13 protein-coding genes are annotated in these 13,590 nt (G+C 69.7%); 8 read left to right on the plus strand and 5 right to left on the minus strand.

Annotated elements, in window-relative coordinates; translation table 11 throughout:
- Positions 1 to 735, minus strand: a 735-nt coding sequence (locus ABZT49_RS04175; protein ID WP_355283523.1) for a hypothetical protein, incomplete at its 3' end; no start/stop codon positions are given.
- Positions 736 to 1,030: 295 nt separating this feature from the next.
- On the opposite strand from ABZT49_RS04175, the gene ABZT49_RS04180 reads away from it, so the two are divergent.
- Positions 1,031 to 1,630 (plus strand): superoxide dismutase, encoded by a 600-nt coding sequence (locus ABZT49_RS04180; RefSeq protein WP_048429540.1) that lies wholly within the window; start codon positions 1,031 to 1,033, stop codon positions 1,628 to 1,630.
- A 261-nt stretch (positions 1,631 to 1,891) separates the two neighbouring features.
- On the opposite strand, the gene ABZT49_RS04185 is transcribed toward ABZT49_RS04180, so the two are convergent.
- Positions 1,892 to 2,761: a ChbG/HpnK family deacetylase gene (locus ABZT49_RS04185; RefSeq protein WP_355283432.1), complete on the minus strand. Its 870-nt coding sequence runs from the start codon at positions 2,759 to 2,761 to the stop codon at positions 1,892 to 1,894.
- A gap of 102 nt (positions 2,762 to 2,863) precedes the next feature.
- Here ABZT49_RS04185 and ABZT49_RS04190 point away from each other — a divergent pair, with 102 nt between their 5' ends.
- The 3 genes from ABZT49_RS04190 to ABZT49_RS04200 all read left to right on the plus strand — a co-directional run bounded on the left by ABZT49_RS04190 (position 2,864) and on the right by ABZT49_RS04200 (position 6,430).
- Positions 2,864 to 3,889, plus strand: coding sequence for a glycosyltransferase family 2 protein (locus ABZT49_RS04190; RefSeq protein ID WP_355283434.1), 1,026 nt, complete (start codon positions 2,864 to 2,866; stop codon positions 3,887 to 3,889).
- Between the two features lie 49 nt (positions 3,890 to 3,938).
- On the plus strand, positions 3,939 to 5,462 hold the full coding sequence (gene murJ, locus ABZT49_RS04195) for a murein biosynthesis integral membrane protein MurJ (RefSeq protein ID WP_355283437.1): 1,524 nt from the start codon (positions 3,939 to 3,941) through the stop codon (positions 5,460 to 5,462).
- Positions 5,463 to 5,752: 290 nt separating this feature from the next.
- A complete protein-coding gene (locus ABZT49_RS04200) occupies positions 5,753 to 6,430 on the plus strand; it encodes a haloacid dehalogenase type II (protein WP_355283439.1) in 678 nt (225 codons plus the stop codon).
- Here ABZT49_RS04200 and ABZT49_RS04205 read toward each other — a convergent pair whose 3' ends face one another.
- Positions 6,431 to 7,750 (minus strand): MFS transporter, encoded by a 1,320-nt coding sequence (locus ABZT49_RS04205; protein WP_355283442.1) that lies wholly within the window; start codon positions 7,748 to 7,750, stop codon positions 6,431 to 6,433.
- Positions 7,751 to 7,942: 192 nt separating this feature from the next.
- On the opposite strand from ABZT49_RS04205, the gene ABZT49_RS04210 reads away from it, so the two are divergent.
- On the plus strand, positions 7,943 to 8,740 hold the full coding sequence (locus tag ABZT49_RS04210; protein WP_355283445.1) for a substrate-binding domain-containing protein: 798 nt from the start codon (positions 7,943 to 7,945) through the stop codon (positions 8,738 to 8,740).
- 134 nt (positions 8,741 to 8,874) lie between these two features.
- Positions 8,875 to 9,069: a hypothetical protein gene (locus ABZT49_RS04215; protein WP_355283448.1), complete on the plus strand. Its 195-nt coding sequence runs from the start codon at positions 8,875 to 8,877 to the stop codon at positions 9,067 to 9,069.
- 30 nt (positions 9,070 to 9,099) lie between these two features.
- Here ABZT49_RS04215 and ABZT49_RS04220 read toward each other — a convergent pair whose 3' ends face one another.
- Together ABZT49_RS04220 and ABZT49_RS04225 are read right to left on the minus strand one after the other, a co-directional pair.
- Positions 9,100 to 9,606, minus strand: coding sequence for a hypothetical protein (locus ABZT49_RS04220; protein ID WP_355283451.1), 507 nt, complete (start codon positions 9,604 to 9,606; stop codon positions 9,100 to 9,102).
- Positions 9,581 to 9,892, minus strand: coding sequence for a hypothetical protein (locus ABZT49_RS04225; protein WP_355283454.1), 312 nt, complete (start codon positions 9,890 to 9,892; stop codon positions 9,581 to 9,583). Before ABZT49_RS04225 ends, ABZT49_RS04220 begins: the two co-directional genes overlap by 26 nt.
- 162 nt (positions 9,893 to 10,054) lie before the next feature.
- Here ABZT49_RS04225 and ABZT49_RS04230 point away from each other — a divergent pair, with 162 nt between their 5' ends.
- Positions 10,055 to 11,464, plus strand: coding sequence for a TAXI family TRAP transporter solute-binding subunit (locus ABZT49_RS04230; RefSeq protein WP_355283456.1), 1,410 nt, complete (start codon positions 10,055 to 10,057; stop codon positions 11,462 to 11,464).
- 168 nt (positions 11,465 to 11,632) lie between these two features.
- Positions 11,633 to 13,459, plus strand: a complete 1,827-nt coding sequence (typA, locus tag ABZT49_RS04235; RefSeq protein WP_355283459.1) for a translational GTPase TypA — start codon at positions 11,633 to 11,635, stop codon at positions 13,457 to 13,459.
- The last annotated feature ends 131 nt before the right edge of the window (positions 13,460 to 13,590 follow it).

The following is a 13,590-nucleotide window of genomic DNA, read 5'->3' on the forward strand; positions in this document are numbered from 1 at the left end:
TCCGGCACCACCGCGATCGTCTTCGATGCGCCGACGGTCGCGGCGGTCGACATCCGCGGCGGCGGGCCGGGCACGCGGGAGACCGACCTGCTCGATCACGGGACGCGGCTCCTCCGCGGGTGGCGGCGGTGGCGGCAGCGGGTCGTGGGGAGCGGGTTCGTGCGGCGGAGACTCGTGCAGGTCGGGCCGATGGGGCTCGGGCTCGCGGGCAACCGGCTCGTGCGAGAGCGGCTCATGCGGGGCAGGCTCATGCAGGACCGGTTCCTGCCGCCCTGCCGCCAGGTCCGGATCCTCGGCCCGGGTCAGGCGCAGCTCGCTCGCCGCCAACCCCACGGCCGCGCCCGCGGCACCGGCCGCCAGCGCCGCGCCGCCGTTGACGCCCGCCGGCTCGGTCGGGCGCGGCGCGGGTACCGGCGGGGCCGGGAACGGGATCGGCGGCAGAACGGGCTCGCTGCGGGTGGCCCGAACCGGCGCGGCGAGGGTCTCGGTCGAGGCGGTGTCCGCCGCGACGATCCGCTCGGCCGCGGGGCGCGCTGCCAGCGCCCGCTCGATGCGCGCGAGCCGCGCCACCGCGGCGGTGATCCCGAGCAGCACCGCGCCGCCGCTCGCCCCGACCGTGCCGGCAATCACCATGGTCCAGCCCACCTCGAGCCGCACGAAGGGAATGCCCTGCACCATCGCGGCGAGACCGCCGATCAGCATCAGGAGGGCGAGCACGGTCAACGCGACGATCATCGGATTCTCGGACTGGCGACGGGACGCAGGCTGAGGGGGCAGCCGAACGGGCGGGACCGGGGCCTCGCGCCCCGCCCGCTACGGCCCAGATTTAGGGGCAGCGCCCGCTTTTGCAAAATCGCCCCGCTTTGCGCGGTCGCCAAAGCCCGGCAAACGGCCAAAACCTGGGATGCGGGCACCGCAACGGGCCGGCGGCGTTGCCGCCGGCGGGCGGCCGACTTAGGTAGACGCGGGTGCCGCGGCGGTGCCCCCGAGGCCTCGCCGCGTTGACCCCATGCGATCCGGAGACACGCCGATGGCCTTCACGCTGCCCGAACTCCCCTACGCCTACGACGCGCTGCAGCCCTACATGTCGAAGGAGACCCTGGAGTTCCACCACGACAAGCACCACAAGGCGTATGTCGACACCGGCAACAAGCTTCTCGAGGGCTCGGAGCTCGCCGGCAAGAGCGTCGAGGAGGTGGTGAAGGCCTCCTACGGCCAGAACCAGCCGCTCTTCAACAACGCCGGCCAGCACTACAACCACATCCACTTCTGGCAGTGGATGAAGCCGAATGGCGGCGGCGCGATCCCGGGCGCGCTGGAGAAGAAGATCGCCGAGGATCTCGGCGGCACCGACAAGTTCAAGGCTGACTTCATCCAAGCCGGCGTGTCGCAGTTCGGCTCCGGCTGGGCCTGGCTCGCGGTGAAGAACGGCAAGCTCGAGATCATGAAGACCCCCAACGGCGAGAACCCGCTGGTCCACGGCGCCAAGCCGATCCTCGGCGTCGACGTGTGGGAGCATTCCTACTACATCGACTACCGCAATCGCCGTCCCGACTACCTCAAGGCGTTCATCGAGAACCTGGTGAACTGGGAGCACGTCGAGAAGATGTACGGCGAGGCGATCGCCTGATCGACGCGGCACGATAGTCTATCGATAGCCCCCTCCCCGCCCGGGCGAGGGGGCTTTTCTTTGTCGATGGCTGTGCCGCGCGGAGTGGATACAACGTTTCCACATTTCCATGTCATCCCGGGGCTCGACGAAGTCGAGAACCCGGGATCCATGACCGCTGAGGTATCCCGGAGAGGCGGACAGCGTTCAGTTTCGTCCTGAATCGTCGGCGGTTATGGATCCCGGGTTCCGCTGCGCGGCCCCGGGATGACAGGGAGGGTTTCACCTCGGGTCGAGCAGATAGGCAGGGGCGGGATCCGGCCCCGGCACCAGCCGCAGACCCTCCCGCTCCAGGAAATCCCCGAAGCGCGCCGATCCGAGATAGGCGAGTTCCAGCGGCCGGCTCGCCACCACCGGATCGAGGGCCCTCAAGGCCTCGTCGATCTCGCCGGGATGGCACATCACCACCGGGGCAGGCCCGAGCGCGCGGAAGCTCGCCTCGAAGGACTCCGCAAACCCCTCCCCCTCCGCGAAGTCCGAGAAGCCGGAGAAGCCGCGATTGGCGGAGAACCCCGCCCGCCGGACGGCCGACCCGAATCCGAGGCCGAGCCCCGCCACGACCATCGCCTTGCGCGCCTGCCGCCGTGCCCGGATCGCCCCCAGGGTGTCACCCGGGTCACGCAGCCAGCCCCGCCAGCCCCGCGCCGACAGCGCCGCCAGGAGCGCGCTCCGCACCCCCGGCAGGACGTGGACGTGCTGGTGCCCGTCGATGAAATCCGGCAGGCGGCCCATCGCCGCCTCGAAGGCGTCGAGCTGGCGCTCGATCTCGGGGCGGACATCCGCGGGCTTCAGCTTTCCCGACAGGGCGAGCCGCAACAGGTGCCCGAGGGGCGGCAGGCGCCCGATCGGCGCGAGCCGCGGGAGCGGGCCGAGGGGTTCGCCCGTGGTGAGGGTCAGGTGGAGCCCGAGGCCGACCGTGCCGGCGAGCTCCCTCAAGGCCGGCGCCGCCTCCGGGAAGGCCGGGATGTTGGTCATCGCGCCGGTGGCTGATATGCGCTTCATCCGCGCCAGCGCGAGGATGCCCCGGCTGACGCCCGGGCTCAGGCCGTAATCGTCGGCGCAGAGCACGACCGGGCGCCGTTCAGGAAGCATGGCTTAGATCTCGCGCTCGAACCGCCGGTGCCTGCACCGGCCTGATCACCGACAGCCGCCGGCCCGCGCCGGGGGCGCGACACCGAAACGAGGGACAGCACCGTGGAGCTGTTCAGACACCCCGAGCCGGTCGACCTGAGCGTCGTCATACCGGTCTTCAACGAGAGCGCCAACGTCGCGCCGCTGCTCGCCCGCCTCACACCGGTCCTGGAGCGCCTGACGCCGTCCTGGGAGGTGGTGTTCGTCGACGACGGCAGCCGCGACGACACCGCCGCGGTGGTCGCTGCCCACCACGCTGCCGAGCCGCGCATCGGCGCGGTCTCGTTCAGCCGCAACTTCGGCAAGGAGATCGCCATCGCGGCCGGCCTCGACCATGCCGAGGGCCGCGCCGTGGTGATCATGGATGCCGATCTCCAGCACCCGCCCGAGCTGATCGCGACCTTCTGGGAGCGCTGGCAGGAGGGCAACGTGATGGTCTACGCCCAGCGCACCGACCGCGACGACGAGAGCGCGATGCGGCGCGGCTTCGCCCGGCTGTTCTACCGGCTGTTCGCCCGCTTCGGCGAGATGCCGCTGCCCGAGGGAGCCGGCGACTTCCGGTTGATCGACCGCAAGGGCGTCGAGGTGCTGCGCTCGCTCCCCGAGCGGGCCCGGTTCTCGAAGGGGCTGTATTCCTGGATCGGCTTCCGCTCCGTCGGCGTGCCCTACCAGGTCGAGGAGCGCCAGCACGGCAGCTCGAAATGGAGCTTTCGCAAGCTGTTCCGCTTCGCCTTCGACGGCATCACCTCGTTCTCGACCGTGCCTTTGCGGGTCTGGACCTATCTCGGCGGCGCCATCGCCACGGTGGCCTTCCTCACCGCGCTCTACTTCATCGCCGACACCCTGCTGCGCGGCCCCGACGTACCGGGCTACGCCTCGCTGATCGTCTCGGTGATGTTCTTCTCCGGGGTGCAGCTGATGTCGCTCGGCATCATCGGCGAGTATATCGGCCGCATCTTCGCCGAGGTGAAGCGGCGCCCGCTCTACGTCGTCGCCGAGCGGATCGGCCCGGCGGCGGCGGGCCACGACCGGCTGGTGCGGGACGACCGCCGGGCCGGCCGGCGGGCGCGCTATTCCGGCGCCGCGTGAGGCGTCTCGGTTCCGGTTCCGCTAAAATTCCTGTGCTAATGACCGCCGCATGATTCGCAGCATCCTCTCGGTCGGCGGCTGGACGCTGGTCTCGCGGGCCACCGGCTTCCTGCGCGACGTGGTCATGGCCGCCGTAATGGGCGCCGGCCCGATCGCCGACGCCTTCGTGGTAGCGTTCCGGCTGCCGAACCACTTTCGCGCGATCTTCGGCGAGGGCGCCTTCAACGTCGCCTTCGTGCCGACCTACGCCGCGCTCGACGCCGAGGCCGGGGCGGCGCGCGCCTTCGCCGACCGGGTCTTCACCCTGATGCTGCTGGTGCAGGTGGCGCTGCTCGCGCTCGCCCTGCCGCTGATGCCGGCGATCGTGCGGGCGCTCGCCCCCGGCTTCGCCGACGAGCCCGAAAAATTCGCGCTCGCGGTGACGCTCACCCGCATCACTTTCCCGTACCTCCTGTTCATCACCCTGGTGACGCTGCTCTCCGGGATTCTCAACGCCCGCCGGCGCTTCGCGGCGGCTGCCGCCGCGCCGGTGCTGCTGAACGTCTCGCTGCTGGCCGCGCTCGCTCTCGCGTTCCTGTTCCCGAATGCCGGTTACGCCGCCGCCTGGGGCGTCGCGGTGTCGGGCGTGCTGCAATTCCTCCTGGTCTGGGCCGATGCCAGGCGGGCCGGCCTCGCGCCGTCCCTCGTGCGCCCGACCCTGCAGGATGCCGGCATGCGCCGCTTCTTCCGGATGCTGGGCCCGGCGGTGATCGGCTCGGCCGGCGTGCAGATCGCGATGTTCGCCGACACGATCATCGCATCGTTCCTGCCGACCGGTGCGGTCTCGGCGCTCTACTACGCCGACCGGCTCTACCAGCTGCCCTTCGGGGTCATCGGCATCGCCGCCGGCACGGTGCTGCTGCCGGAGATGAGCCGGCGCATCGCCGCGAAGGACGAGGGCGGCGCCCACGCGGCGCAGAACCGGGCCACCGGCTTCTCGCTGGCCCTCTCGGCGCCGTTCGCGGTCGCGTTCCTGCTGGTGCCGGACCTGATCATGACGGCCCTGTTCCAGCGCGGCGCCTTCGACGCCGAGGCGGCTGCCCGCTCCGGCGCGGTGCTGGCGGCCTACGGCCTGGCGCTGCCGGCGGCGGTGCTGATCCGCTCGATCGTGGCGAGCTTCTACGCCCGCCAGGACAGCCGCACACCCGTTCTTGCTTCGCTCACCGCGGTCGCCGTCAACGTGCTCCTGAAGGTGGTGCTCACCGGGCCGCTCGGGGTGATGGGCTTGGCGCTCGCTACCGCCGCGGGCGTCTGGGTCAACGTGCTGATCCTGTTCTGCCTCGCCTATGGCCGCGGCTGGACCGCGCCGAGCCGCACGCTGATCGTCACCGCCTGCGGGGTGCTCGCCGCCTGCGCGGTTCTGGCCGCCTGCACCCTCGGCGGCCTGCCGCTGATCGAGCGCCTGATGCCGTCCCTGCCGCGCTTCCGCGAGCTGGCGGTGCTCGCGGCGCTGGGCGCGGCCGGGCTCGTCGCCTACGCGGCGACGCTGCTCGTGGCGTTGCGGCTGTTCGGGGTGCGGCTCAGGCGGGTGTGAGAGGCGGGGGCGCACGGTCCCTGCCTTCTATTCCCTCCACGGACCTCATCCTGAGGTGCCGGCCGATCGAAGATCGGTCGGCCTCGAAGGAGGCCTCCAGAAGTCTCCGCGCTCCCTGGAGCCCTCCTTCGAGGCTCCGCGATCTGCGATCGCTCCACACCTCAGGATGAGGTTGTTGGGTGGGAGTCATGTTCGGGTAGACCCGAATGGTCTGCATCGGTGAACCCGGCGCTGCTTCCAGTGCGTTGACGGGCATCGTTCATTCGGCCCCCACCGACCAAGGCCCTCGCATGCCCCTCCCCGCCCCGCTCGACCGCGCCGAGGCCGTGGTCTTCGATGCCTACGGCACCCTGCTCGACGTCCATTCCGCCGTGCAGCGCCACGCCGCCGCGGTCGGGTCGGAGGCGCAAAGGCTGTCCGAGACCTGGCGGCAGAAGCAGCTCGAATATTCCTGGGTCTTGTCCCTGTGCGGGCGCTACGCCCCATTCTGGACGCTGACCGAGCGGGCGCTCGACTACGCCCTCGCGAAGCACCCGGGGGTGGATCGCAGCGTGCGAGGCGATCTGCTCGCGGCCTACAAGACCCTCGACGCTTATCCGGAGGTGCCCGGCACCCTCGAGGCCTTGCGCCGGGCCGGACTCAGGACCGCGATCCTGTCGAACGGTGATCCGGCGATGCTCGACGCGGCGGTCAGCGCCGCGGGCCTCGGCGCTCACCTCGACGCGGTGCTCTCGGTCGATCCGGCCGGCACCTTCAAGACCGCGCCCGCCGCCTACGACCTCGCGCCGGAGGCTCTCGGCGTCGCGCGGGAGGGCATCGTGTTCCTGTCCTCGAACCGCTGGGACATTGCCGGGGCGGCGGCCTACGGCTTCGCCCCGGTCTGGGTCAATCGCACGGGCCAGCCCGACGAGTACCCGGACCTCGCCCCGGTCCGGGTGATCCGATCCCTCGATGGGCTTTTGGCCTGATCACTCGCCGGCGACGGGCCGAACCGTACCGGGCAGCGCGTCCGCGGCGGTCTCGCGGCGGCGGTAGATCAGCAGCGTGGCGATGAGGCCGCAGGCTCCCGCGAAGGCCATCCACAGACCCGGCGCCGCCTTGTTGTCGAGCTTCTCGATCAGCCAGGTCGAGACGACCGGGGTGAAGCCGCCAAAGAGCGCCGTGGCGAGCGAGTAGGCGAGCGAGAAGCCGGTGGTGCGGACGTGCTTCGGGACGATCTCGGTCAACGCCACCACCATCGCGCCATTGTAGCTGCCGTACAGGAACGACAGCCACAGCAGCGTGAGCAGCATGTTGGTGAACGAGATGTTGGAGGTCAGCCAGGCCAGCGCCGGATAGGCGGTGAGCATCGCGAGCGCGGAGAACACGATCAGGATCGGCTTGCGGCCGATCCTGTCGGAGAGCGCGCCCATCACCGGTAGCCAGATCAGGTTCGACAGGGCGGTGCAGAAGGTGACGATCAGGCTGTCGGTCTCGGACAGCTTCAGCACACTCTTGCCGAAGGTCGGCGTGTAGACCGTGATGGTGTAGAACGACACCGTGGTCATCACCACGAGCAGCATGCCGAGGGCAACGATCTTCCAGTTCTGGCCGAGCGAGGTGAAGACCTCGGCCAGCGAGGGCCGGTGCTTCTGGTGCAGGAATTCCTGGGTCTCCTCCAGCGAGCGCCGGATGTAGAACAGGAACGGCACGATCATGCAGCCGATGAAGAACGGGATGCGCCAGCCCCAGTCGGACATCTGCGCCGGCATCAGGGCGCGGCTCAGGGCAAAGCCGATCAGCGCCGCCACCATCACGGCGACCTGCTGGCTGCCCGATTGCCAGGAGACGTAGAAGCCCTTGCGGCCCGGCGTCGCCATCTCGGCGAGGTAGACCGAGACGCCGCCGAGCTCAACGCCGGCGGAGAAGCCCTGGAGCAGCCGCCCGATCAGCACCAGGAACGGCGCCGCGAGCCCGATCGTGGCGTAGGACGGCACGAAGGCGATCAACACCGTGCCGGCGGCCATGATGCCGAGCGTCACGATCAGGCCCTGGCGCCGGCCGATCCGGTCGACATAGGCGCCGAGGAAGATCGCCCCGAGGGGGCGCATCAGGAAGCCCGCGCCGAACGCCATGAAGGTGAACATCAGCGAGGCGAACTCGTTCTCCGCCGGGAAGAACGCCTTCGCGATGTGGCTCGCGTAGATCCCGAACAGGAAGAAATCGAACATCTCCAGGAAGTTGCCGCTCGTGACGCGCAACACCGTGGCGACCTTCGACCCCTGCGGACCGTGGACCGGACCTGCCATGCTCTCCTCCCGAATGCGGGCTTCCTCGTCTGACCCCTCTCTACCGCTAACGCCGTCACGTTTGACAGAAAAATCTAATCCCGAAGAATTTATGCCCCGACTGCGAGCCGCGCGGGAGAACCGGTGGAGCCGGTGCGTCAGGCGGGTTACCTACGTGAGACACAGCGGACGAACGCCGCCGGGGAGGACATCATGACCACCACATTGCACCGGAGAACCACCCTCACCCGCCTGGCCGCCGGCCTGCTGGCCGGGCTCGTCCTCGCCGCCCCGGCCCGGGCGGCGGAGGTCCGGGTGATGATCTCCGGTGGCTTCACCGCCGCCTACCAAGCCCTGGTGCCGGGCTTCGAGGCCAAGACCGGCAACAAGGTGAACACCGCCTACGGCCCCTCGATGGGCACGGCCCCGGAGGCGATCCCCGTGCGGCTCGCCCGCGGCGAGCCGGCCGACGTGCTGATCATGGTCGGCTACGCCCTCGATGGGCTCGACAAGGAGGGCAAGATCGCGCCCGGCAGCAAGGTCGCGCTGGCCGATTCGCGCATCGGCCTCGCGGTCAAGGCCGGGGCGCCGGTGCCGGACATCCACGACCTTGAGCACTTCAAGAAGGCGCTCCTCGCCGCGACCTCGATTGCCTATTCGGACAGCGCCAGCGGCGTCTACATCGAGAAGGAGATGTACCGGAAGCTCGGCCTGCACGACGAACTGGCGAAGAAAAGCCGGATGATCGTCGCCGAGCGGGTCGGCAACGTGGTCGCCCGGGGCGACGCGGAGTTCGGCTTCCAGCAGCTGAGCGAGCTGAAGCCGGTCAAGGGCATCACCATCGTCGGCCCGGTCCCGGCGGCGGTGCAGCAGGTGACGGTGTTCTCGGCCGGGATCCCGAAGGGCGCCGCCCATCCGGAAGAGGCGAAGGCGCTGATCGCCTGGCTCGCGGCCCCCAAGAACGCCGCGACCGTCGCCGCGACGGGACTCGATCCGCTCAAGGCGCGCTAACCTCTGATTCACGACAAGGAAGAATGCGAGGGATCGGATTCACCACCTCTTCACGCCGCCAGGTGCCTGATGGGCCTCACACAACAGGTCTCGCGCCGTCCGAGAGGGCGGCCAAGCGGGCGAAGGACGGCATCATGCGGCAGGGTCGGACACCCGGAGCAGCGGCGCGCCTGAAAGCGCCGCTGCTCCGGCAGGAGAAGCACGCGCATCAGCGCTACCTTGCGGCGCCGGGCTACCATCCGGGCGCCCTGGTGATCGCGATGGCGGGCCCGGCGCTCGGGGCGGCGATCGTGGCGGTGATCGCCCTGGGGTTGCGGGTGTCGCTATAGCCGGGGGACGGGCGAGTCCCGGCGGGAGGGTCAACGGGGCGGGAACAGGAGCAGCGCTAGGAAAGCCCGCTTCACCGATTGGCCAGCCGCGTCGAGATCATCGATCGCGGTCCGCGCGGTGCGGACATACGCCACGACCTCGACCGGCGTCACCTGATAAGCCGGATCGTAATCCGCCAACATCCTCTGCTCGTTCAGCGTCACGAACGCCTCGCAATATCCGATTATCGATTGATCCCATCCGCTGTCCGGCACGTAACGCTGATACTTCGCTGACGGCTTATGCTTGATGATCTCCTGGCAGAGGGACTTCATCTTGCCATGATCAATCGACCTGTAGGCCAGGCAATAGCGGGTGGTCCCCCGACCGGCCTCGCCCGAGACCAAATCGGCCGCGGCGATGAGACCGGCATGAAACACGGCATAGTAGGCGGCGGATACGGCGCGGCGCAGATCGGTCGATCGAGCCTGATCCGCGCCGTCGCTTGCCGCACCGAGGCGGCCCGCCTGTTCAAGCAGATGCGCGATATCGATCACGGCTCAGCTCCGGCTCGTCTTCCAGCCTCGCGAAGCTCACGAGCGGAGTCCTCGGATCGTCCGATCGCGACATCGCTTGCCTGATGCCCACCATGATGTCGACGAGCTGCCTCCCGCTGATCTCGGCGATTTTCGAACCGGGAAAGAGCACGACGATCTTGATGGCCGCATCCCCGGCGAAGGTGGCTGTTTCCTGAAGCCAGGCATCCATCGGCATGTCGTCGCCGACGACGCGCCGGGCGGCCTCCTTCACCAGCCTGGCCGTCTCGCTGAGTGAGCGTTCCATCGGCCTCTTCCTCCTGCCATCCAGGCGACGCGAACGATTTCGACGGCGGCTGCGCGATCCTACGTCAACCCGGGGCGAAGATCATGCGCGCCGTTGGGCGGGCGTGCCCCGCGCCAATCGGCCGGATTGCCGAACTGCCCCCCGCCCCGCCATGGATAGGCCATGCGGCGCCACGTCCCCCTCGTCCTCGCGGCCCTCCTCGCCCTCGTGGCGACGGCGCTCCTCGCCTATCAGTGGCTCGGGCAGCCGACGACCCTGCGCGTCGCGGTCGGGCCGGCGGGGAGCGAGGATGCACGCCTCGTCGCGGCGGTGGCGCAGTCGCTCGCCCGCACCCACGAGGAGGTGCGCCTGCGGCCGGTCGCGACCGGCGGCGTCGCCGAGAGCGCGAGCCTCGCCGAGCGGGGCAAGGCCGACCTCGCGGTGGTGCGCTCCGACGTCGGCATCCCGGCCAACACCCAGACGGTGGCGATCCTGCACCGCAACGCCGTGCTGCTGCTGGCGACCGACCCGTCGCTCGCCGCCGTGCCGGACCTGCGCGGGCGCCGGATCGGGATCGTGCGCAACCCGTCCGGCAACACCCGGCTCCTCGCCACCATCCTGGAGCATTACGACATCCCCGCCGACGCCGTCACGGTCGTCCCGCTCGGCGACGGACGCGAGGCCGGCGAAGCCCTGCGCGCGCATCAGGTCGATGCCGTGATGGTGGTGAGCCCACTCACCGGCCGCACCGCCGGCGACGTGGTAGCGAGCATCGCCAAGGGAGACGGAAACAAGGGAAACGGAAACAAGGGAAACGGAAACAAGGGAGACGGGAACAGGGGGGACGGGATCTCGGCCGGCGGCACCCCGAACTTCATCCCGATCGGCGAGGCGGCGGTGCTGGCCCGGCGCTGGCCGGCGCTGGAGAGCGTCGAGATCGCCCGCGGCACCTTCGGCGGCACCCCGCCGCGCCCGGCCGAGGCCGTGACCACGATCGGGGTCAGCCACCGGCTGGTGGCCCAGGCGCACCTGTCCGATTCGGTGGTGTCGGAGCTGACGCGGCTGCTCTTCGTCAACCGGCCCGGCCTCGCCGTCGAGGTGCCCCTCGCCAACCAGATCGAGGCGCCCGACACCTCGAAGAGCGCCTCGCTCCCGGTCCATCCCGGGGCGCAGGCCTATTACGAGGGCGAGGTCGAGAGCTTCTTCGAGCGCTACGGCGACTGGTTCTACCTGATCGTGATGTGCGTCTCGATCCTCGGCTCGGCCGCCGCCGGCCTGGTGTCGCGGGCGGCCAACCGCTCGCGGGCCCGGGACATGGCGCTCCTGCGCCAGCTGCTGGCCATCGTGCGGGCGAGCCGCGACGTCGAGGACGAGGGCGAGCTCGCCGACCTCGAGCGGCAGGCCGACGAGATCCTGGCGGCGGCGCTGGCCCGGGCCGGCGCCGGGGCCATCGACAATGCCGGCGTCGCCGCCTTCACCCTCGGCCTCGATCAGGCACGGCGGGCCATCGCCGAGCGCCGCGCCGTGCTGCTGGAGCGGCAGGCACAGGGGCTCGACCGCGGGCCGGACCCGCTCTCCGCCGCGGCGGAGTGACGCCTCTCGAGACGAGCGCCCTCTTGCCGGAAGCTCCTCTCGGGGCCCCTCTTGCGAACAGGCGCCACACCTTATATTGCGACGCAACAGTTTTCCCCCGGCTCGATGCGTCCGGCTGCCATCCTGGCGGCCCGCGACGTGCCGGGCTTTGTTTGCTTCGGATATCCCATGAAGCTGCGCAATATCGCCATCATCGCCCACGTCGACCACGGCAAGACGACCCTGGTCGACAAGCTGCTCCAGCAATCCGGCTCGTTCCGCGAGAACCAGCGGGTCGAGGAGCGCGCGATGGACTCGAACGACCTCGAGAAGGAGCGCGGCATCACCATCCTGGCCAAGGCCACCTCGGTGGTCTGGAAGGATACCCGCATCAACATCGTCGACACCCCCGGCCACGCCGATTTCGGCGGCGAGGTCGAGCGCATCCTCTCGATGGTCGACGGCGTGATCGTGCTCGTCGACGCCGCCGAGGGCCCGATGCCGCAGACCAAGTTCGTGGTCTCGAAGGCGCTCAAGATCGGCCTGCGCCCGATCGTGGCGGTCAACAAGGTCGACCGTCCCGACGCCCGCATCACCGAGGTGGTGAACGAGGTGTTCGACCTGTTCGCGGCCCTCGACGCCACCGACGAGCAGCTCGACTTCCCGATCCTGTACGGGTCGGGCCGCAACGGCTGGATGGCGACCTCGCCGGAAGGCTCGCAGGAGGACGGCCTCGCTCCCCTGTTCGACCTCGTGCTCGAGCACGTGCCGCCGGCCAAGACCGAGGACGGCCCGTTCCGGATGCTCGGCACCCTGCTCGAGGCCAACCCGTTCCTCGGCCGCATCATCACCGGGCGCATCGCCTCCGGCACCGTGAAGCCGAACCAGGCGATCAAGGTCCTCGACCGCGAGGGCAAGGTCGTCGAGACCGGCCGCGTGTCGAAGATCCTGGCCTTCCGCGGCCTGGAGCGCCAGCCGATCGAGGTCGGCGAGGCGGGCGACATCGTGTCGATCGCCGGTCTCGTGAAGGGCACCGTCGCCGACACCTTCTGCGACCCGCAGGTCGAGACCCCGATCCAGGCTCAGCCGATCGACCCGCCGACCGTGACGATGTCGTTCATCGTGAACGATTCTCCGCTCGCCGGCACCGAGGGCGACAAGGTCACGAGCCGCATGATCCGCGACCGCCTGTTCAAGGAGGCCGAGGGCAACGTCACGCTCAAGATCGAGGAAGCCGCCGACAAGGATTCGTTCTACGTCTCGGGCCGCGGTGAGCTGCAGCTCGCGATCCTGATCGAGACCATGCGCCGCGAGGGCTTCGAGATCGCGGTGTCGCGTCCCCGCGTCGTCTTCGAGAAGGACGAGGCCGGCGAGATCATGGAGCCGATCGAGGAGGTCGTGATCGACGTCGACGAGGAGTATTCCGGCGTCGTCGTGCAGAAGATGTCGGAGCGCAAGGCCGACATGATCGAGATGCGCCCGTCGGGCGGCAACCGCCTGCGCCTGGTGTTCCACGCTCCGACCCGCGGCCTGATCGGCTACCAGGGCGAGCTGATGACCGACACCCGCGGCACCGCGATCATGAACCGGCTGTTCAAGGCCTACGAGCCCTACAAGGGCGAGATCGCCGGCCGCCGCAACGGCGTGCTGATGTCGAACGACCAGGGCGAGGCCGTGGCCTACGCCCTGTGGAACCTCGAGGATCGCGGCCCGATGATGATCGAGCCGGGCTGGAAGGTCTACCAGGGCATGATCATCGGCGAGCACAACCGCGAGAACGACCTCGAGGTGAACGTGCTCAAGGGCAAGAAGCTCACCAACATCCGCACCACCTCGAAGGACGAGGCGGTCCGCCTGACCCCGCCGATCCGCATGACCCTCGAGCGCTCGCTCGCCTGGATCCAGGACGACGAGCTCGTCGAGGTGACCCCGAAGTCGATCCGCCTGCGCAAGGCCGTGCTCGACCCGAACGACCGCAAGCGGGCGGAGCGGGCCAAGGAAGCGCTGAGCGCCTGATCTCTCGCAGCTCCCTGCAGGACATGGTCCCTCGCCCTCCCCGGGGCGGGGGATTTTTTATGCTGGGTGGTGGACGACCGGCCAAGCCTGAGTGGATTCCCGGTCCATCCTCCCGTATCCCGACCGTGAAG

Origin of the sequence: Methylobacterium sp. EM32, from assembly GCF_040593685.1 — a bacterium.
Lineage (GTDB): Bacteria > Pseudomonadota > Alphaproteobacteria > Rhizobiales > Beijerinckiaceae > Methylobacterium.

Excerpts from the sequence above, each read along its gene's own strand:
- ABZT49_RS04215 (WP_355283448.1), top strand. The coding sequence starts at position 8,875 with ATGCGGCAGGGTCGGACACCCGGAGCAGCGGCGCGCCTGAAAGCGCCG.
- ABZT49_RS04180 (WP_048429540.1), top strand. The coding sequence starts at position 1,031 with ATGGCCTTCACGCTGCCCGAACTCCCCTACGCCTACGACGCGCTGCAG.
- ABZT49_RS04205 (WP_355283442.1), bottom strand. The coding sequence starts at position 7,750 with ATGGCAGGTCCGGTCCACGGTCCGCAGGGGTCGAAGGTCGCCACGGTG.
- ABZT49_RS04200 (WP_355283439.1), top strand. The coding sequence starts at position 5,753 with ATGCCCCTCCCCGCCCCGCTCGACCGCGCCGAGGCCGTGGTCTTCGAT.
- typA (WP_355283459.1), top strand. The coding sequence starts at position 11,633 with ATGAAGCTGCGCAATATCGCCATCATCGCCCACGTCGACCACGGCAAG.
- ABZT49_RS04185 (WP_355283432.1), bottom strand. The coding sequence starts at position 2,761 with ATGCTTCCTGAACGGCGCCCGGTCGTGCTCTGCGCCGACGATTACGGC.
- murJ (WP_355283437.1), top strand. The coding sequence starts at position 3,939 with ATGATTCGCAGCATCCTCTCGGTCGGCGGCTGGACGCTGGTCTCGCGG.
- ABZT49_RS04225 (WP_355283454.1), bottom strand. The coding sequence starts at position 9,892 with ATGGAACGCTCACTCAGCGAGACGGCCAGGCTGGTGAAGGAGGCCGCC.
- ABZT49_RS04230 (WP_355283456.1), top strand. The coding sequence starts at position 10,055 with ATGCGGCGCCACGTCCCCCTCGTCCTCGCGGCCCTCCTCGCCCTCGTG.
- ABZT49_RS04210 (WP_355283445.1), top strand. The coding sequence starts at position 7,943 with ATGACCACCACATTGCACCGGAGAACCACCCTCACCCGCCTGGCCGCC.